The following is an 18,535-nucleotide window of genomic DNA, read 5'->3' as shown; positions in this document are numbered from 1 at the left end:
TTGTAAAACGTGGCGAAAATTACCTATTACAGACAGCTCGATTCTATGGATTGCGGACCGACCTGTCTCAGGATAATTACAAAATATTTCGGTAAAAACTTTTCTTCGGAATATTTAAGACTTCTTACATTTCAATCCAGAACCGGAGTAAGTTTTCATGATTTGATTTCCGCTTCAGAAACTTTAGGACTGGAAACGCTTGCTGTAGAAATTAGTTTTGAAAAATTAATTTCAGAAGCGCCAAAACCCTGCATCCTGCATTGGAAAAAAGAGCACTTCGTGGTATTGGTCCCTAAAAAAGAATCAGATAAAATCATTATTGCAGATCCTGAATACGGAAAATTAGAAGTAAGCGACGAAGAATTCAAAAAAAGCTGGCTTCAGGAAAACGGTTTGGGAAAAGCAATGCTTTTTGAAACGTCTGAAACGTTTTTTAGCCAGAAAGAAGAGCATCCTGTCAACGGATTTAATTTTTTATTTAAATACATAAAACCGTACAGAAAATCTTTGATTTTGCTGCTTTTTACCTTGTTGATTACCAGTGTAATTACTTTAGTTTTTCCTTTTCTTACGCAGAATCTGGTAGATAAAGCGATTAAATTTAAAGACAAGAATCTCGTGATGATGATCATTACGGCACAGATTGTCTTATTTTTAGGAAACAGTTTGATGGATCTTATCCGAAGCTGGATCATGCTGAAAATCAATACCAAAGTCAACATAAAGCTGATCAGCGATTTTATTGAAAAACTCATTATGCTTCCGGTTTCTTATTTTGAATCCAAAAGAATAGGGGATATTCAGCAACGTATTTTAGATCATCAGAGAATCAGCTCGTTTCTTTCTACCAACACACTTTCCATATTGTTTTCTTTTATTAATATGATTGTTTTTTCAACTGTATTAGGAACGTATAATCTGATTATTTTATTGTTGTTTTTCTCGTTCAGCATCATTTCAGTAGCATGGATTTTTATTTTCCTGAATAAAAGAAAAATTTTAGATCAGCAAGAATTTATCCTGAACAGCAAAAATCAGAATATTCTCAACGAAATGGTTCTGGGAATGGCAGAAATCAAGATCAATCAGTCAGAAAATTTCCAGAAATCAAAGTGGGAGCATCTTCAGAACGAGCTTTTTGACCGGAATAAAAAAGCACTGAAACTGTCACAGTATCAAATGATTGGTTCAGGGTTTATTTCACAGCTGAAAAATATTCTCATTACGGGCTTCTCTGCGTATGCCGTGATTGACGGCAGTCTCACTTTAGGAATGATGTTGGCCATCAGTTTCATCGTAGGACAGATGAATTCCCCTTTTGATCAGCTCCTGTATTTTATTCAGATTTCTCAGGACGCCAAACTGAGTCTGGAAAGAATTGCCGAAGTTCATACAAAACCTATTGAAGATCATACACCGTCCGATGAAAAATTACTTTCCAATGAAGATATTCTGATAGAAAATGTCAGTTTCGGATTCGGTGATTTTCAGATTTTAAAAAATTTAAATGCTAAAATACCTAAAGGAAAGGTGACCGCTATTGTAGGGGAAAGCGGAAGCGGGAAAACAACGCTTTTTAAACTGCTTCTCAGATTTTATGAGCCGGATCAGGGGATGATCAGGTCCGGTGTCAGAAAACTCTCCGATATCCCATTGACCAGCTGGCGAAACACCACAGGAACCGTCATGCAGGAAGGTTTTATTTTTTCAGATTCTATAAAGAAAAATATTACCCTGAAAAGCGATAATGTTGACGAAAATCTCTTGACTTATGCCGTAAAAGTTGCAAATTTGCAGAAATTTGTAAGCCAATATCCACAAGGTCTGGAAACAGTGGTAGGAAATGACGGAATCAGTCTAAGCACAGGGCAGAAACAAAGGGTTTTAATTGCACGCTCGGTCTATAAAAATCCGAATGTTTTTCTGTTGGACGAAGCAACAAGCGCGCTTGATTCCCAAAATGAAAAAGAAATCATGGAGAATCTTTCTGAATTTTTTGAAAGACGAACCGTGATTATCATTGCACATCGTCTTAGTACGATCAGAAATGCAGATCAGATTTTGGTGCTTCACAATGGAGAATTTGTAGAAAACGGAAGTCACGCAGAATTGATGAGCCGTAAAAAATATTATTATAATTTAGTCAATAATCAGGTAGGAATATAATTCATGGTTTTTGTAACAGGTGCAACAGGAATTTTAGGCAGAATAGTCGCTTTGGAACTTTTGAAAAAAGGGGAAACTGTGCGTGCTGCAAAAAGACCTACGAGTAATTTGGATGAAGTAAAACATTCCTATCAGTATTTTACCGATACGCCGGAAGAATTTTTCAGTCAGATTGAATGGGTAAATGTAGATTTTGAGGATATCAATGCTCTGCAAAATGCATTAAATGGAGTTTCAGAAGTGTATCATTGCGCTGCAAAAGTGGGTTTTAATCCTAAAGATAATAAGGAGATGTACCAGACTAATGTAAAAGGCACAGAAAATCTCTTATTTGCCTGTGAAAATTCAAGTGTGAAAAAATTTCTCCATGTCAGTTCAATCGCAGTTTTAGATCTATATAATGAAAATGGCGAACTGGATGAGAGTTCCGACTTTAATCCTAAAGATGAGCATTCTGCGTATTCAATTTCAAAACATCTTGGCGAAATGGAAGTTTGGCGGGCTTCTGCAGAAGGGCTTAATACTGTCATTATTAATCCGGGAATGATCGTCGGAAGCGGAAACTGGGGGAAAAGCAGCGGCGAGCTGTTTCCGACTTTTGAAAATAACCGTTTTACTTTTTCCGGCGGTACAAGCTACGTCGATGTAAGAGATGTCGCTAAGATTGCGATACAGCTTATGGAAAAGAATATCTTCGGAGAACGGTTTATTATTATTTCCGAGAATAAAAAATATGCTGATCTGGCAAACTATGTCAGAGAAAAGCTGGGTTTGAAGGAGGCAAAAATCCTTTCAGACTCTTTATTAAATCTGGGAAGATGGCTGAATATATTCTTTGGATGGCTTATCCCGCCCATCAGAATGGCTACAAAGTCTAATATTGATGCAGTAAAGGCGCTTAATACAATTTCAAATCAGAGAATAAAAGAGGTGTTAAAGTATCAGTTTATACCGGTACAAGAAAGTATAGACTTTCATCTCAATAACTATATTAACGACAAAAAGCGGAAGAAAATATAATGAATCTTGCAGAGGCTATTATCACGAAAAATGCAGAAAAACATCCTTTTAAATCATCCATCGGATTCAGAAAAAAAGAAGGCTGGAAAGAGCTGAGCTGGAAAAGACTGAGTGATATGGTTTTCAAAACCGCCAATGCACTCAGAAATGCAGGTGTGGAAAAGGATGATAAAGTAGCAATCTATGCAGACAACTCTGCAGAATGGATGATCTTTGATCTGGCCGCGATGTCAGTAGGAGCAGTTACGGTACCTATTTATTCTACCAATAATGCAGATCAGGCAGAATATATCATTAATGATTCCCGGTCAAAAGTAATTCTCGTAGGAAATCAGGCGCAATACGATGCCTGTTTTGAGATTGTACAAAAAGAAAATACCCTTCAGACCGTCGTGGTTTCCAAAAAAGCAGTCTGGGTAAAAAAGGAACATACTTTTTATCTCGAAGACTTCATCGCCAAATCTTCTCCCGAATTTGAAATCTGCAAAAAAGAAGATGACGATATTGCAACACTTATTTATACTTCGGGTACGACAGGAACTCCGAAAGGCGTGATGTTAACACACGGAAATTTCATCAGTGCTTTTGATGCCCACTTTGAATTTTTTAAGTTTAAAAATTTTCAGGATGAGCTGTCATTGGCTTTTCTGCCGCTCACTCATGTTTTCGAAAGAAGCTGGAGCCTCTTGTGTCTTTACGGCGGAGCAAGGGTTTATTTTCTCGAAGATCCTAAAGATATTGCCAAAGCTTTAGAAGAAGTAAAACCCACCATGATGTGTGCAGTTCCGAGATTTTTTCAGAAAGTTTACGCAGGAGTCCTGGAAAAAGCAGAAGAAAGTTCATCATTTAAGAGAAAAATATTCGACTGGGCAATACAGACCGGAAAGCAGACCGCAGAACTGAGAAGAAAAGAACAGCCGGTTCCTATCGGATTGATGCTGAAATATGCGCTTGCTAATACATTGGTTTTCAATAAAGTAAAACAAAAGCTCGGCGCAAGATTATGGTTTATGCCTTGCGGAGGCGCTTCTATTTCATCTGAAGTTACCGAGCTGTTTGAAGCAATGGGTCTTCACATTACGGTAGGCTATGGTTTGACGGAAACGACCGCTACACTAACTGCTTTTCCGCTGACTCATTTTGTACACGGAAGCTGCGGAAAACCTTTATCGGGCATAGAAATGAAAATCGGTGAAAATGATGAAATTCTGGCTAAAGGAAAAGGAATTATGAAAGGGTATTACCAGAAGCCGGAAGAAACAGAAAAGGTTTTTACCGACGATGGCTGGTTCAAAACAGGTGATGCAGGAAGATTCGATGAAAATGGAAACTTATTTATCACAGACCGAATCAAGGATCTGATGAAAACATCCAACGGAAAATACATTGCCCCGCAACAGATCGAAAATCTCCTGACCAACAACAATTTTATACAGCAGATTGTTTTAATTGCAGAAGGAAAACAGTTTGTCTCTGCCTTAATAGTCCCGAATTTTGAATTTTTAAAAGACTATCTTAAGAAAAACATTATTGCATTTACAAATTGGGAAGAAATCGTTCAGAAAAAAGAAATTGTTGATTTCTATAAAGAAAAGGTAAAAGAATTGCAGCATGAGCTTTCAGATTATGAAAAAGTAAAAAAATTCACGTTGATGCCTTCAGAATTTGAAATCAGCAGCGGAGAAATTACGCCAACGCTGAAAGTAAAACGAAATGTGGTGCTTAAAAAATATGCAGATCTTATTGAGAAAATGTATTAGAGTAATTTTCATTTAAACTAAAATTTTATGATGGAAAAAATTATTCCAGATTTATTAAACTATTTCCCTGTACTAAGTCTTATCATCATTATTTTTTATCTTTATTTTTCTGATAAAACTTCAAAAGATAAAGTGAATTATTATTTAGTTGTAGGACTTGTTTTCACTATTTTAAACTATATCTCACAATATTATGTAAATAAGCGTTTAACAGCGAATTATAATACTTCAATAGAAATTATGAAATGGTATTCTCTAATCAGTCTGATTGGAGGTTTTGGCTATAAGCTTATATTTTATGGTATAATCGTTTATTTGCTAAAACTTGAGATTCTTAAAAATGAAATACAAAGAGAAAATATTTTTCTTCTCATTGTCTATTCTATTATAAGTTTTGGACTTTATGTTCCGTATTGGTTTATTAAAAAAGATATTAAATTTAATGCAAAACTTAATGTATGGATTATCCTCTTACTATTTTTCCTTTCTTGTATTCATGTAGGTTTAATTGATATATTCAGCCCTTCTTCTAGTTCAAATAAGGTTATTTTAACGATTTTGTATTGGCTGGGGCAAATTGGTTATTTTGTATGTTTCCTGATTTGTATTTTTTCCCTCCGAAAAAAGATTACCGAAAAATTGACAGGGATAAAAATCAATCCGGTTTGGACATTTTTTGTAGGAATATGGCATGTTCAATTTTCACTGAATCAATATATCAAAAAACACGAAAAATAATTATGGAAAACTTTTTAGGAAAAGGAAAATATAATATCAGCTCAGAAACCGTTTCAGAAAGCTGCCCGTCAAATATTGCTTTGATTAAATATTGGGGAAAATATGAAGATCAGATCCCTGCAAATCCAAGCATCAGTTATACTTTGACGCATTGTAAAACCAATACCACAATAGATTTTTCGGCCCATGAATCTTTTTCTGTGCAGACTTTTTTATCAGGAAAAGAAGAAATGCAATTTGCTGAAAAAATTGAAAAGTATTTTAAAAATATAGAACAGTACCTTCCGTGGATCTTAAAAGGAAAATATGTCATCCGAACAGAAAATACATTTCCCCACAGTTCGGGAATTGCCAGTTCGGCATCCGGTTTCGGGGCTATTGCAAAATGCTTAATGAAATTGGATGGGGTTTTTTCAGAGAAAAGCTCAGACGAAGCCTCTTTGAAAAAAGCTTCATTTTTGGCAAGATTAGGAAGCGGAAGTGCATGCAGAAGCCTTTATGAAGGTTTAGTTGTATGGGGCGAAACCGATGAGGTTGAAGGAAGTTCAGATCTTTTCGCCGTGCAGTATCCAAACGCTGAAATTCATGAAGTATTTAAAGATTTTAATGATTGGGTTTTGTTAATTCATGAGGGTCAGAAAAGCGTTTCTTCCACTGTAGGACATGGTTTGATGAAAACCAATCCGTATGCGGAAAGAAGGTTTCAGGAAGCGAGGGAAAATTTTGTTCCTATGAATAAAATTCTGAAAAACGGTGATCTGGAGCAGTTTATAAAATTAGTTGAACACGAAGCGTTAACGCTGCATGCAATGATGATGATGAGCGATCCTGCATTTATTTTGATGAAAACCGGAACTATGGAAGTAATCAATAGAATCTGGGATTTCAGAAAAGAAACCGCGTTGCCTTTATTCTTTACTTTGGATGCAGGTGCGAATGTTCATCTTTTATTTCCGAATAATGGTTCGGAAGAACAGATCAAAACCTTTATAGAAACAGAATTGATGCAGCACACCCAGAAAAATGGAGTGGTGAAGGATGTGATGAAATTTTAGAATGAAAGAAGGCAGAGATCAGTTCTGGAATTTTATTCTCGTCACAATATCCAATTTATGTTTTACTTTGGTTTTTATATTTGGCTATTACCGAAAAGAATGGTTTGGAATATTGCCAGGTTATGCACCCCATAATTTTGGGTTTAATCTTTTGCTCATATTGCCATTAATTATTATTGCATCTATTTTATCATTAATTGCATTAATAAGAATTAAAAGCAATTGGAAACAACGAGTTAATGTACATGAAAAGTATCTTTCAATATTTTTTGCTCTGCCAATTTTTATTTTTATTTTTAGATTAATTATTATACTTATATGTAATTTTATATCTTCTCGAAGTTAAGTGAATGAAATAATTATCAATCCTCAGTCACTACCGCATTACGTTCCCCATCTTCCATTTTCCCCTCCTGAATTATTTCTTCGGCCTCCGCTTTTTCGTCCGCACTGGCTTCTTCCACGCGTTCTTCCTGCTGATCGTTTTGGTGGTCAATGAAAAACTGGCAGTACACCGGGAGATGATCTGAACCGAAATTTTCCAGCGTTTTCAGATTTTTAATGAAAATATTTTCACTGTGAAACATCAGATCGATCGGGAATCGTAAAAGCCTGTATTTTGCATGAAAAGTGGAGACAAAAGAATGGCCGACCCGCGGATCGATCAAATGGCTTGTCTTTCTGAACAGAATGGATGATTTTGACCAAGCTACATTATTAAAATCCCCTACGACAATCACCGGTTTGTCTATTTCCTGAACCCGTTTTGCGGTGCTCAGAAGATCGCCGTCCCTTTCTTTGGATGTTTCCTCTTCTGTGGGGCTTGGCGGAGGAGGATGAACCCCGAAAAACACGAATGAAAATCCATCTTCTGTTTTTAAATGAGCTTCAATACTGGGAATGTCGTCTGCAACGAAAAAATGTGTCTGAGAATGCTCAATGTTTATTTTGGAGTAGAAGTGCATTCCGTACGTATTTTCAAGCGTTACTTTATGTTGGTAAGGATATTCATTTTCTAAAACCTGCAGTGCTTTTTCCCAGTCACCGTTGCTTTCCATCGTAAGAAACATTTCCGGTTTGTTTTTTTCAATCAGGCTGATAAATTGATCATATTCTTTATTAAACTGATACACATTGGCCGAAATGAAATGATATTTTTTTGATGAGTTCTTTCCCTGCTGATGTTTCTTAACCCGGTATAGCGGTGTGTATCTTATCAGGATAAAACCATGAAAAATAAACATCGCCAGCAAAAGTCCCTGAAAATACCAGAAATATGCGTTTTTTTCGATTAAAAATCCTGCTGCGAAAACAATAAGAGTAATGTAGGTAATCTGAATTTTACCAAAATCCGGAAAGCGAAAAACCCAATGCGAATTTGGGATTTTGGGTAAAATGGTTAAAACCAACAGTAAAAGAGTAATTGCCAGATAAGCTTCCCACATATAATTTAAAATAAACCCTTAAAATTAAGTTTTTTTTCAGAAGAATTATAAGGTTCACCTTTAAATTTGCTCATGAGATGTAATTAAATTAAATTTTCAGTATTTTTAAATGTTTAAAAGAATATTTTATGAAAAATATAGTGGTTTTAGCCTTATTTATTAGTAGTTTTTGTTTTGGGCAAACTTCAGACAATGAGCTTATAAAAGCGAAAATACAGCAGCTTTTTACAGGAATGAAAAATGCAGATCCTGAAATGATAAAGACTGCATTTACCGAGAACGCAATTTTACAGAGTGTATCCAAAAACGGAACGGTAAAAAATGAAAATATCGCTGAATTTATTGCTTCTATTTCAAAGCTGTCAAAGAATGATGCTGATGAAAGAATCACTTTTGAATCGGTCCTCATTGATGATAATCTGGCTAGTGTTTTTACCCCTTATGAATTTTATTATAAAGGAAATTTCTCTCATTGCGGGGTCAACAGTTTTCAGATGGTGAAACAGAACGGAAGCTGGAAAATTCAGTACCTCATCGACACCCGAAGAAAAGAAAACTATAAAAAATAAAATCATGAAAATTCATCATATTGCCATCATATGTTCAGATTATGAAATATCAAAGAAGTTCTATACAGAAATTTTAGAATTGAATGTCATTCGTGAAGTTTACAGGGAAGAACGGCAGTCGTATAAGCTGGATTTAGCAATTGACAATCATTATGTCATCGAGTTGTTTTCATTTCCTGATCCTCCGGAAAGACCTTCAAGACCGGAATCCTGCGGTTTGAGACATCTGGCTTTTTCTGTAGAGAATGTATTTGATCAGCGTCAGAAATTAATAGAAAAAGGAATTGTCTGTGAAGAAATACGGATCGATGAGTTTACCGGTAAACCTTTTTTCTTTATTCAGGATCCTGATCAGTTGCCGCTGGAATTTTATGAAATGTAATCGAAATATTCTTTAATGGGCATAACCGGCAAAAAAACTAACAGCCATAATTGCTAATACAATAGATGAAATCGTAACATACAGGTAATCTTTCTCTTTAAGATAACCAATTAATGCAAATATTATTCTCATCAGCGGAGTAAAAATCAGCACCAGAATTCCCAGCTGGATAATCGCCATTCCTTCTCCTTTACAAAGAGAATTCCAAAACTGTCCCCATACTTTCTCAGATGAAGTTCCCATATCCAGAAGCGAATATTTTTTAGGCATTTTAAAACCTTCAAAAAAAAGCTTGATGAAGCCCGCCAATGATATAAAAACAGATAAAATAACACCAAGTCTCAGGAGATTTCCTACAGATCGGTTCAGATCTACATCTGTAAAATTCTTTCTCATGAAAAATTACTGCTTAACCCGTTATACATCATATAAATAGAAAGAATCGTAATGACAATGGCAAAAAATGTCTTTAATTTTTTCGTTTTAGAAACCATTAACGTTTTTGATCCTATAAAGCTACCAACAACCACTCCTACCAATACGGGAGCTACAATTACAGGAATAATCTCCCCGCGCTGAAAGTAAATTAATGAACTTGCGACAGCCGTAACACCGATCATAAAATTGCTGGTTGTGGTGGAAACTTTAAAAGGCAGTTTCATCATATTATCCATCGCCAAAACCTTTAAAGCACCGGATCCTATTCCCAACAGTCCGGACATTGCGCCTGCAAACATCATCATAAAAAATCCCGGAACCGTATTTCTTGCAGCATAATTTTTCAAAATTCCTTTGTCCGGAAAAGTTCCGTACAGTTTCAGTTTATCTTCTAATGTTCCCTGTATTAATGGTTCCTGATGATCAGGTTTTCCTTTAAGATTTAAAATTACGGTCAGAAGCAATATGCTTGCAAAAATAATCCCGATGGTATTGGGATTCAGCATTCCGGAAATCAAAGCTCCGGCAATTGCGCCTGCAGTCGTGGCAATCTCCAGAAACATCCCTATTCTCATGTTGGTGAAACCTTCTTTCACAAAAGCTACCGCTGCTCCGGATGAAGTTCCGATTACAGAAATTAGCGAAGCCCCGATCGCATAATGCATTGGAACCCCGAAACCAAGCGTCAATAAAGGGATGATGATAACCCCTCCTCCTAAACCGGTAAGTGAACCTAAGAGGCCTGCAGAGATGGCACCCAGGAAGAGAATAATGATTTCCGACATGGTACAAATATAAAACTATTGCCGTTTTCAGACAAACTTTAGCGAAAGATTATTTTGCCGTATTTTTGCAAAAATAAAAAGGATAATGAAATTATTTTATATCATTCTAGGCGCAACTCCAAAAGGAAGGAATATCGAGCAGCATGATGTATTCTTCGGTATTGCCGAAACGCTCCATGATCTGGTTCCGGATATGAAAGATTTCTGGAAAGAAGCAAAAGGGAAAATTCATCTAGATGCGTATCAGGAAGTGAAATTTATAGACGGATATGAAGTAAAAATTGTCGAAAAAACTGATGAAGCTCAGGAAAACCAATTGTTTTTTATTAATCTCGGAGGTTATAAGAGAGGTTTTTTTGCAGAATTTCATGAGCAGCATCTTATGGTGGGAACTTCAATGGCTGAAGTAATAAAAAGAGTGAAAAAGACCGAATTCTATAAAACTATGGGATTTGATAAAGCGGTAAGCCATATCGATGATAAACACGGGGTAGATATTGATGATATTTTTACGGTAAACGATATTCTTCCTAAAAAAATGAGGGAGAAATATTCCATAATTTTACAAAAGTCAGACGAACCCAATCAGGAAAATATTCTGGAAGTGGGGTATTTTAAAATTGATAAAATTTAACTAAAGATAGCAATGAAAATAGGAATTTTAGGAGGTGGGCAATTGGGACGAATGCTGATTCAGGAGGCATTGAAATATGATGATGAGTTTTACACGCTGGATCCGGCTGCAGATGCACCGTGTCACAATATTTCGCATTTTACACAAGGGAATTTTAATGATTTTGAAACGGTGCTTGATTTCGGAAAAGATAAAGATGTTGTAACTATCGAGATCGAGCACGTGAATGCTGAAGCTTTGGAAGAACTTGAAAGTCAAGGAATTAAAGTGGTTCCGAATGCTGCAATCATTAAAACTATTCAGCAGAAAATACTGCAGAAAGAATTTTATAAAGCGCATGATATTCCAAGCCCGGATTTTGAGATTATGGATGGAAGTTCAGACGAAATAAAAATAGATTTTCCTTTTGTACAAAAGCTCAATACCGGTGGTTACGATGGAAAGGGTGTTCAGATTATTCGTTCAGCTGAAGATTTAAAAAATTTATGGACCCAGGATTCAGTATTAGAAAATCTGGTGGATATTGATAAAGAGCTTTCAGTGATTGTTGCCATCAACGAAAACGGAGAAACAAAGACTTTCCCTGTAACGGAAATGGTGGCCGACCCGAAATTAAACTTACTTGATTTTAATATTTGTCCGGTTCATTTAAGTGAAGATGTTGATCAGCAAATCAAATCGATTACCGATAAGTTTTTGGCTGCCGTAAATTCTCCCGGGCTTTTTGCCATTGAATTATTTTTAGACAAAGAAGGCAAAGTCTGGGTAAACGAAACGGCTCCGAGATTGCATAATTCCGGGCATCAAAGTCAGGAAGGTAACGCCAATTCCCAATTTGAGCAGATGTACCGTGTAGTAAAAAATTTACCTTTAGCTGATACGGACGCTTTCACATTCAGCGGAATGCTGAATTTGGTGGGAGCGGAAGGGTTTTCCGGAAAAGTGGTATATGAAGGAATGGAAGACGTTCTAAAACTTCCTAAAACCTACGTCCACCTCTACGGAAAAACACAAACCAAACCCGGCAGAAAAATGGGCCATGTTAATGTTTTGGCAGATTCAAAAGAAGAATTAATGGAGAAATTGGTGAAAGTGAAAGCGATGGTGAGAGTGATTGCTGAATAATTATTTCATTATATTTGAAAAGACCGCTTTTGCGGTCTTTTTTGTTTAAAATCAATCAATATATTTTCCTGAATACGTTTTTAAAGTTATTAAACCATATTTACAGGCACTTCCATACAGAGAGACACATTTTGAACTTTCAGTTATTCTTACTTCTTTTATCTGATCCTTTATAATTTTAATGGATACAAAATCTTTTCTATAATGATAATAAACCGGTATTCCATCAATAATCAGCATAGGCTCTTCACCCAGCTTATGTTCAATTTGTGCTTTTCTGATTAATTCTACAAGATAATATTTTGCATCTCCTTCATCCTTCAAAAGATATTTTTTCTCAATTGGATTTACTTTGTATGTTGAACAAGAGAAACAAATTAGAAAAACAAAAATAACAGTTAAAATTTTCATTGTATGGTATGCGAATTTTTAAGATAGCTAAATTAAAAGATAGATAGTATAATAATCATTCAATTCTTTGTTTCTTAAACATTTGCGGATTGTAATTAATGATAAAAACCCCTGCAATAATCAAAACGGCTGCTACGATAAACTGTGCAGAAATATGTTCTCCTAAAATAAGCCAGCTCAGGAAAATAGAAATAATTGTGTTGACGTACGCCAAAATAGAAACCTGTACCGGCGAAATTCTTGTCAGAGCATAATGAAAGGCAAAAAAAGCAGCCACAGAACCGAAAACAGCGAGATAAAACATTGCTGAAATACTGATGATGCTCCAGTTTCCAAAATTATAATTTTCTGAAAAAAGAAAAGCAAAACACAGCTGTACAATTCCCGCAAAAGCAAACTGGTAAAAAAGGTTTAAAGTAATATTCCGGCTTTGTACATTAAGTTTTTTTGTAAAAATAGTTCCTGAAGCCCATCCTCCGATCGCAATAAATAAAAAAATAATCCCTCTGCTGTAATCAGGGTTCGCCAAATCGGCAAAACCATCTGAAAAAATAAAAAGTATCCCGCTGAAACACAGTAAAATCCCGATTAATGCCCTGAAACTGAATTTCTGTAAACCTACGGCAACACTTCCCAGAAAAACCATAATAGGAGAGCATGCACTGATAAGAGACGTTAAGCTGCTTGTTACATGTTCTTCTGCGACGGTTGTCATTCCGTTGGCTATAATGAGCATTAAGGTAGAAAAAATCAACTGGTAACCCAGATTTTTCCAGCCGATCCATCTGAATTCTTTTCGGTACAGGAGAATAATCAGCATAATCATCGAAGCTAAAAACTGACGGATTCCCGCCACAAACCAAGCCGGAATGGTTTCAACAGCAACACGAATAGCTAAAAATGTGGTTCCCCAGACAACGGCAACAGTAAGAACGGCGAAGGTAAGTTTGTAGTTTTTCAAGATCATGAATCGAATGACAAAGATAAAGATTTGAAACCATTTCATAATGAAATTTACGTGTAACAAAGTAATCGAAAGTGATATTCAAAAAAAATGCACTGTTAAGAGAAAGTGAATGATCTGCCGTAAAATTCTTATCTTTGATTTCTAATAAAAATTGAAAAATGGTAGGAATTATCATGGGAAGTCAAAGCGACTTGCCAATCATGGAGCTTGCAGCAGATTTTCTGAAAAGTTTAGACATTCCTTATGAACTTACAGTGGTTTCCGCACACAGAACTCCGGAAAGAATGATTGATTACGCAAAAAAAGCACGGAAAAGGGGAGTACATGTGATCATTGCGGGAGCAGGTGGAGCGGCCCATCTTCCGGGAATGGTGGCAAGCTGTACTACTTTGCCTGTAATAGGTGTTCCTATTTTATCAAGCAATTCCATTGACGGATGGGATTCGGTTTTATCAATCCTTCAAATGCCGGGCGGAATTCCTGTAGCTACCGTCGCATTAAACGGAGCGCTGAATGCAGGAATTTTAGCAGCCAAAATACTGGGAAGCAGTGACGAAAAAATCGCTGAAAAGTTACAGATTTATCAGGAGACCTTGAAAGATAAAGTTTTAGGAACCGTAGATGACGTAAAAGCTAAACATCCGAATCTTTACGATGTATAACCAATAGAAAAAGCCTTACAAATCGTAAGGCTTTTTATTTTACTGTTTTTTTTAAAATTACTAATTACTAATTACTAATTACTAATTACTAATTAATTTAGTATCTGTAATATTCCGGTTTGTAAGGTCCTTTTACGTCTACACCGATATATTGAGCCTGTTCAGGAGAAAGCGTCTCCAGCTCAACACTTAATTTTTTCAGGTGTAAAGCGGCAACCTTTTCATCCAAATGTTTAGGCAGCATGTATACTTCGTTTCCGTATGCTTCAGCATTGGTCCAAAGTTCGATCTGAGCCAAAGTCTGGTTAGAGAATGAGTTAGACATTACAAAACTTGGGTGACCGGTTGCACAGCCAAGGTTTACCAATCTTCCTTCTGCAAGGATAATCACTTCTTTCCCTTCAATGGTATAGATATCAACCTGTGGTTTTACTTCAGATTTTGTGTGGCCGTAGTTTTCGTTTAACCAAGCCATATCGATTTCGTTGTCGAAGTGACCGATGTTACAAACGATTGCCTTATCTTTTAATTTTAGGAAATGCTCTTTTCTTACAATATTAAAGTTACCAGTTGTCGTGATTACGATATCTGCATTATCTACAACAGTATCTAATCTTTTTACTTCAAAACCATCCATTGCAGCCTGTAAAGCACAAATAGGATCAATTTCGGTAACGGTCACAATAGATCCCGCTCCTCTGAATGATGCAGCAGTACCTTTTCCTACGTCTCCGTATCCGCAAACCACCACTCTTTTTCCGGCAAGCATAATATCTGTAGCTCTTCTTACAGCATCTACTGCAGATTCTTTACATCCGTATTTGTTGTCGAATTTAGATTTGGTTACCGAATCGTTTACGTTGATTGCAGGCATTACCAAGGTTCCGTTTTTCATTCTTTCGTACAGTCTGTGAACACCGGTGGTGGTTTCTTCAGATAAACCTTTGATTCCGGCAGTCAGTTCAGGATATTTATCAAAAACCATATTGGTTAGATCTCCTCCGTCATCCAAAATCATGTTTAACGGCTTTCTGTCTTCTCCGAAGAAAATAGTCTGCTCGATACACCAGTCAAATTCTTCTTCGTTAAGGCCTTTCCAGGCATATACAGGAATTCCTGCAGCGGCAATCGCAGCGGCAGCATGATCCTGAGTCGAGAAAATATTACAAGAAGACCAGGTTACTTCGGCACCAAGAGCCACTAAAGTTTCTATAAGTACAGCCGTCTGAATAGTCATGTGAAGACATCCTGCGATTCTTGCTCCTTTCAAAGGCTGAGAAGGACCATATTCTTCACGGATTGACATTAATCCCGGCATCTCTGCTTCAGCAAGTGTAATTTCTTTTCTTCCCCATTCTGCAAGGGAAATGTCCTTAACTTTATAAGGAACGTATTGTGTTGTTGTTTCCATTTATATGAAAAATTTTTTGCAAATTTACAAACTAATATCCTGCTGACCAAAAATATGCCCCTTTACCGCGATTTTTCTGACGACAATGCGACCATTCTGATCTGGAAATACGATGAGGAAGAAGAATTACATATAAACGACCTTCTTGAACCAGAAAATGTAACGAAAGTGGCTGATTATCATCCTAAAAAATTATTGGAGGTTTTAATGGTCCGTAAACTTTTAAAAAGTTTAAAACCCGAATCTAAAATTTTATATAAAGACCGGGAACCTTTTCTAGAACCGAATGATGCTGAGATTTCAATTACCCATTCTTTCCCATTTGCAGCTGTTGCCATTTCACAAAATAAGATCGGAATTGATCTAGAAAAATTTAATCCTAAAATTTTAAGGGTCATTGATAAATTCACGTACGAACACGAAAGAGGGTTTATTCCTTCGGATAATGAGGTCACATTTTACACCATTATCTGGAGCGTAAAAGAAAGCATGTATAAAATACATCATTCAAAATACTGGTCCCTGAAAAAAAATTATGAAGTAAAGCCTTTTGAGCTGAAGCATCTTTTCGATATCAGCTGCAGAGTGTACGATGATGCGTTTTCTGATGAATTCAAAGCACGGGTGAAATTTTTCGATGATTATTGCTTTACGATTGTGGAAGAGTAAGTTCTTCGTTTTTATACTTTTCGATGACCTTTCTCTGTTCTTTTGCCACATCATAAATCAATTCCAGTACATCATGAATATTTTTCAGCTGCGTTAAATGGGAAATTTTATTCGGATCTCTTCGGTCATACGATTCATTTTCCAAAAGCTCATTTTTTCTTTTGATCAGCAAATCTTCAACGGACGAATCTTCGGGTTCCAGACGGCTGTCCATTTTTAAATTTTCAGTAATTTTTTCATTATTCAGTAAGGCAGAAACCTGATTCATTTCGGCTTCTATTTTTTTAGTCCAGTTTTCAGAATCAATTTCAGGGTATTTTTCATCGTTTTGAGAATATTGCGAAAGGGAGGCCGTATACGCCGTAATCAGATGGGATGTTGCCACAAACTGATGTACAACTTCGAGTTTTTTACGTTGGTTTTTGGGGTCCGAAATCATTCTCTGGAAATTATCCGAGAGGTTGGCTAATGAGATAATCGCGTTTTTACGTTTTACCTTATATTCTTCGAGGTCAAAATCTTCATTCAGGAATTTTGACATGACACTGTGAAAATACGTAAGGTTACTTTCTGCAGATTTTCTCATCAGACTTAAATTCTGTGTGTGTTCCCAAACCGGAAGCACAATATAGGAAACGATAAAAGCAATAATTCCTGCAATAAAGGTGTCTATAATACGGTCTTTGAAAATAATATTGATTTTTCCGGGATTTAAAAAATTAAAACTCAGAAAAACATACATCGTCATAAATAATACTGCCCAAAAGTATCTGCCTTTTAATAAACTAAAACACAGGATCATGCTTATCAATAAAATCGAAAAAAGAATTGCATTGATATTGATAAAATATAAAATAATGTAAGCCACTACAGCTCCCACAACGGTACCGTAGAAACGCAGCAAGTTTCGCTGCTTGGTGATAGAGTAGGCGGGTTTTAAAATCGCTACTATAGTTATTAAAATCCAGTACGCATGTCCGATGACCAAAAAAGGTAGTCTTGAAACCAAGTAACCCAACAGCAAAGCAATGGTAATTCTGATTGCATGGCGAAAATGAGATGAGGTAAACGAAATGTTGCTTTTTAAAACTTTAAAATTGATTTTTTCCTGACTGGGTAAAAACTTTTTCAGATCTAATCCTGTAGAAAGGCTTTTTGCCAATTTTACGTTCTGCGAAAAAACCTTATATATTTCATTGATCTCTTTTGTAATTTCGTTGATGCGCATCATGATTTGACGCAAGATCATAAAATCTTCAAGATTATCGGGAGTCATGATTTTATTCCGCAATTCAAAATAATGGGAATTCAGATCCTGTGACTGGGCTTCCAGATTATAAACAGGCCTTGCTCTGGTGCTGCTCTGAAGAGAGATCCCGATATTGGTAATTTCTTCAGACAGGATATTGAGATAATCATGTATATTGACCAGAATGGAGGTGTCTTCAAAACTTTTCTGGAGCTTTTTGTAGTCACTTTCAGAAGTCATCAGTTTTTCGTGAAGATCTAAGGAATTCAGAAACATCAGCATTAATAATCTGCTGAGTGTAGTAGACTCATTGACAATCACCCTGGTTTTAAATACGGTTTCCCGGGTTTCTTCCTGAAGATTTTTAATTTCTACCTGTTTGGCAATGACCTGGATATTCAGTCTGTCGAAATCGGGATTTTTCTGATAAAAATTGGCTTTGATTTTAAGAAATTCGGCAAGCTGAAGGTAATTTTCACCGATCATCTGACTTGCCAGTTTGTAGGGTTGTATCGTGGTGACAATAAGGAAAATCAATAAAAACCAAATGCACCCGCCTGCAAAAATCAATAAACTTTTAAAAATATTGGCTCCGGTAAGATGCCCGTCAATAAAGATTGCTAAAACGACTAAGGATAATGAGCCGACTGCGGCTAATCTCTGTCCGTACACGCCGATTAACGAAAAAAACATTCCGAAAGCAATGATCTCCAATAGAACCAGAAGGAAAATCCCTTTGACTAAACTTGCAATTAAGGCAACCAGGATAAAACAGAAAATAGCTAATATGAGTGAATTTCTTCGTCTGATAAATGGCCCCGGCTGATCTGTCAAGGCTACAAAGCTGGTTCCTAAAGGAAAAAGGAAATACTCTTTTAATATTCCGAAGTGGGCGAGAACCAAACAGGGGAGTACCGTTGCCAATGTAATTCTTATCGAAGAATATACATATTGGCTGGTTACAAATTTTTTAAGCTCCGCAGAATAGTTCATGGTACAAAATTAATTATAGAAAATAAAAAAAGCCTCATAAATATGAGACTTTTATA

At 36.2% G+C, this 18,535-nt stretch carries 18 protein-coding genes; 11 read left to right on the top strand and 7 right to left on the bottom strand.

The annotated features are described in order from the left end of the window. The first annotated feature begins 9 nt into the window (after window positions 1-9). The 5 genes from N0B16_RS10675 to N0B16_RS10655 are packed head-to-tail and all read left to right on the top strand — an operon-like array spanning window position 10 to window position 6,739. On the top strand, window positions 10-2,166 hold the full coding sequence (locus N0B16_RS10675) for a peptidase domain-containing ABC transporter (protein ID WP_262990922.1): 2,157 nt from the start codon (window positions 10-12) through the stop codon (window positions 2,164-2,166). Between the two features lie 3 nt (window positions 2,167-2,169). Then, window positions 2,170-3,186: an NAD-dependent epimerase/dehydratase family protein gene (locus N0B16_RS10670; RefSeq protein WP_262990920.1), complete on the top strand. Its 1,017-nt coding sequence runs from the start codon at window positions 2,170-2,172 to the stop codon at window positions 3,184-3,186. After that, on the top strand, window positions 3,186-4,946 hold the full coding sequence (locus N0B16_RS10665) for an AMP-dependent synthetase/ligase (RefSeq protein WP_262990919.1): 1,761 nt from the start codon (window positions 3,186-3,188) through the stop codon (window positions 4,944-4,946). The genes N0B16_RS10670 and N0B16_RS10665 overlap by 1 nt, the downstream gene beginning before the upstream one ends. A 27-nt stretch (window positions 4,947-4,973) precedes the next feature. After that, window positions 4,974-5,684 carry a hypothetical protein gene (locus N0B16_RS10660; RefSeq protein WP_262990917.1) on the top strand — a complete coding sequence of 237 codons (711 nt, stop codon included), beginning with the start codon at window positions 4,974-4,976 and terminating at the stop codon, window positions 5,682-5,684. Beyond that, complete coding sequence (locus N0B16_RS10655) at window positions 5,684-6,739, top strand: diphosphomevalonate decarboxylase (protein WP_262991160.1); 1,056 nt, start codon at window positions 5,684-5,686, stop codon at window positions 6,737-6,739. The genes N0B16_RS10660 and N0B16_RS10655 overlap by 1 nt, the downstream gene beginning before the upstream one ends. A gap of 362 nt (window positions 6,740-7,101) precedes the next feature. On the opposite strand, the gene N0B16_RS10650 is transcribed toward N0B16_RS10655, so the two are convergent. Then, on the bottom strand, window positions 7,102-8,184 hold the full coding sequence (locus N0B16_RS10650; RefSeq protein WP_262990915.1) for an endonuclease/exonuclease/phosphatase family protein: 1,083 nt from the start codon (window positions 8,182-8,184) through the stop codon (window positions 7,102-7,104). A gap of 128 nt (window positions 8,185-8,312) precedes the next feature. On the opposite strand from N0B16_RS10650, the gene N0B16_RS10645 reads away from it, so the two are divergent. Both N0B16_RS10645 and gloA2 read left to right on the top strand, forming a co-directional pair. Beyond that, a complete protein-coding gene (locus N0B16_RS10645; protein ID WP_262990913.1) occupies window positions 8,313-8,753 on the top strand; it encodes a nuclear transport factor 2 family protein in 441 nt (146 codons plus the stop codon). Window positions 8,754-8,757: 4 nt separating this feature from the next. After that, the gene (gloA2, locus tag N0B16_RS10640) at window positions 8,758-9,135 is read left to right on the top strand and encodes an SMU1112c/YaeR family gloxylase I-like metalloprotein (protein WP_262990911.1); all 378 of its coding nucleotides are present in this window, start codon (window positions 8,758-8,760) and stop codon (window positions 9,133-9,135) included. A gap of 12 nt (window positions 9,136-9,147) precedes the next feature. Here gloA2 and N0B16_RS10635 read toward each other — a convergent pair whose 3' ends face one another. Together N0B16_RS10635 and N0B16_RS10630 are read right to left on the bottom strand one after the other, a co-directional pair. Then, a complete protein-coding gene (locus tag N0B16_RS10635; protein ID WP_262990910.1) occupies window positions 9,148-9,531 on the bottom strand; it encodes a DUF1634 domain-containing protein in 384 nt (127 codons plus the stop codon). Next, entirely contained in the window at window positions 9,528-10,358 is an 831-nt protein-coding gene (locus N0B16_RS10630; protein ID WP_262990908.1) for a sulfite exporter TauE/SafE family protein, read from the bottom strand. The genes N0B16_RS10635 and N0B16_RS10630 overlap by 4 nt, the downstream gene beginning before the upstream one ends. Before the next feature lie 85 nt (window positions 10,359-10,443). On the opposite strand from N0B16_RS10630, the gene N0B16_RS10625 reads away from it, so the two are divergent. Then, the gene (locus tag N0B16_RS10625) at window positions 10,444-10,992 is read left to right on the top strand and encodes a DUF1543 domain-containing protein (protein WP_262990906.1); all 549 of its coding nucleotides are present in this window, start codon (window positions 10,444-10,446) and stop codon (window positions 10,990-10,992) included. Window positions 10,993-11,004: 12 nt separating this feature from the next. After that, entirely contained in the window at window positions 11,005-12,117 is a 1,113-nt protein-coding gene (locus N0B16_RS10620) for a 5-(carboxyamino)imidazole ribonucleotide synthase (protein WP_262990903.1), read from the top strand. Between the two features lie 51 nt (window positions 12,118-12,168). On the opposite strand, the gene N0B16_RS10615 is transcribed toward N0B16_RS10620, so the two are convergent. Next, window positions 12,169-12,528 (bottom strand): hypothetical protein, encoded by a 360-nt coding sequence (locus tag N0B16_RS10615; RefSeq protein ID WP_262990901.1) that lies wholly within the window; start codon window positions 12,526-12,528, stop codon window positions 12,169-12,171. Between the two features lie 55 nt (window positions 12,529-12,583). Beyond that, window positions 12,584-13,489, bottom strand: a complete 906-nt coding sequence (locus N0B16_RS10610; RefSeq protein WP_262991159.1) for a DMT family transporter — start codon at window positions 13,487-13,489, stop codon at window positions 12,584-12,586. A 164-nt stretch (window positions 13,490-13,653) separates the two neighbouring features. Between N0B16_RS10610 and purE the strand changes: the two genes are divergently transcribed. Then, entirely contained in the window at window positions 13,654-14,157 is a 504-nt protein-coding gene (purE, locus tag N0B16_RS10605; RefSeq protein WP_262990899.1) for a 5-(carboxyamino)imidazole ribonucleotide mutase, read from the top strand. Window positions 14,158-14,254: 97 nt separating this feature from the next. On the opposite strand, the gene ahcY is transcribed toward purE, so the two are convergent. After that, window positions 14,255-15,568 (bottom strand): adenosylhomocysteinase, encoded by a 1,314-nt coding sequence (ahcY, locus tag N0B16_RS10600; RefSeq protein ID WP_262990898.1) that lies wholly within the window; start codon window positions 15,566-15,568, stop codon window positions 14,255-14,257. A 54-nt stretch (window positions 15,569-15,622) separates the two neighbouring features. Between ahcY and N0B16_RS10595 the strand changes: the two genes are divergently transcribed. Then, window positions 15,623-16,237 (top strand): 4'-phosphopantetheinyl transferase superfamily protein, encoded by a 615-nt coding sequence (locus N0B16_RS10595; RefSeq protein WP_262990896.1) that lies wholly within the window; start codon window positions 15,623-15,625, stop codon window positions 16,235-16,237. On the opposite strand, the gene N0B16_RS10590 is transcribed toward N0B16_RS10595, so the two are convergent. Beyond that, on the bottom strand, window positions 16,218-18,479 hold the full coding sequence (locus tag N0B16_RS10590) for an FUSC family protein (protein ID WP_262990894.1): 2,262 nt from the start codon (window positions 18,477-18,479) through the stop codon (window positions 16,218-16,220). The two genes, N0B16_RS10595 and N0B16_RS10590, sit on opposite strands and share 20 nt — an antisense overlap. Between the last annotated feature and the right edge of the window lie 56 nt (window positions 18,480-18,535).

It is taken from the genome of Chryseobacterium gilvum, from assembly GCF_025628965.1.
In the GTDB taxonomy this organism is placed as follows: Bacteria; Bacteroidota; Bacteroidia; order Flavobacteriales; family Weeksellaceae; genus Chryseobacterium; species Chryseobacterium gilvum.
Note: the sequence above shows the minus strand (reverse complement) of the source record. Positions and strands in the feature narration are given on the sequence as shown.

What these genes read in the sequence shown, in the direction of transcription:
- N0B16_RS10670 (WP_262990920.1), top strand. Translation starts at nt 2,170, where the DNA reads ATGGTTTTTGTAACAGGTGCAACAGGAATTTTAGGCAGAATAGTCGCT.
- N0B16_RS10665 (WP_262990919.1), top strand. Translation starts at nt 3,186, where the DNA reads ATGAATCTTGCAGAGGCTATTATCACGAAAAATGCAGAAAAACATCCT.
- N0B16_RS10660 (WP_262990917.1), top strand. Translation starts at nt 4,974, where the DNA reads ATGATGGAAAAAATTATTCCAGATTTATTAAACTATTTCCCTGTACTA.
- N0B16_RS10650 (WP_262990915.1), bottom strand. Translation starts at nt 8,184, where the DNA reads ATGTGGGAAGCTTATCTGGCAATTACTCTTTTACTGTTGGTTTTAACC.
- N0B16_RS10645 (WP_262990913.1), top strand. Translation starts at nt 8,313, where the DNA reads ATGAAAAATATAGTGGTTTTAGCCTTATTTATTAGTAGTTTTTGTTTT.
- gloA2 (WP_262990911.1), top strand. Translation starts at nt 8,758, where the DNA reads ATGAAAATTCATCATATTGCCATCATATGTTCAGATTATGAAATATCA.
- N0B16_RS10635 (WP_262990910.1), bottom strand. Translation starts at nt 9,531, where the DNA reads ATGAGAAAGAATTTTACAGATGTAGATCTGAACCGATCTGTAGGAAAT.
- N0B16_RS10630 (WP_262990908.1), bottom strand. Translation starts at nt 10,358, where the DNA reads ATGTCGGAAATCATTATTCTCTTCCTGGGTGCCATCTCTGCAGGCCTC.
- N0B16_RS10625 (WP_262990906.1), top strand. Translation starts at nt 10,444, where the DNA reads ATGAAATTATTTTATATCATTCTAGGCGCAACTCCAAAAGGAAGGAAT.
- N0B16_RS10620 (WP_262990903.1), top strand. Translation starts at nt 11,005, where the DNA reads ATGAAAATAGGAATTTTAGGAGGTGGGCAATTGGGACGAATGCTGATT.
- N0B16_RS10615 (WP_262990901.1), bottom strand. Translation starts at nt 12,528, where the DNA reads ATGAAAATTTTAACTGTTATTTTTGTTTTTCTAATTTGTTTCTCTTGT.
- purE (WP_262990899.1), top strand. Translation starts at nt 13,654, where the DNA reads ATGGTAGGAATTATCATGGGAAGTCAAAGCGACTTGCCAATCATGGAG.
- ahcY (WP_262990898.1), bottom strand. Translation starts at nt 15,568, where the DNA reads ATGGAAACAACAACACAATACGTTCCTTATAAAGTTAAGGACATTTCC.
- N0B16_RS10595 (WP_262990896.1), top strand. Translation starts at nt 15,623, where the DNA reads ATGCCCCTTTACCGCGATTTTTCTGACGACAATGCGACCATTCTGATC.
- N0B16_RS10590 (WP_262990894.1), bottom strand. Translation starts at nt 18,479, where the DNA reads ATGAACTATTCTGCGGAGCTTAAAAAATTTGTAACCAGCCAATATGTA.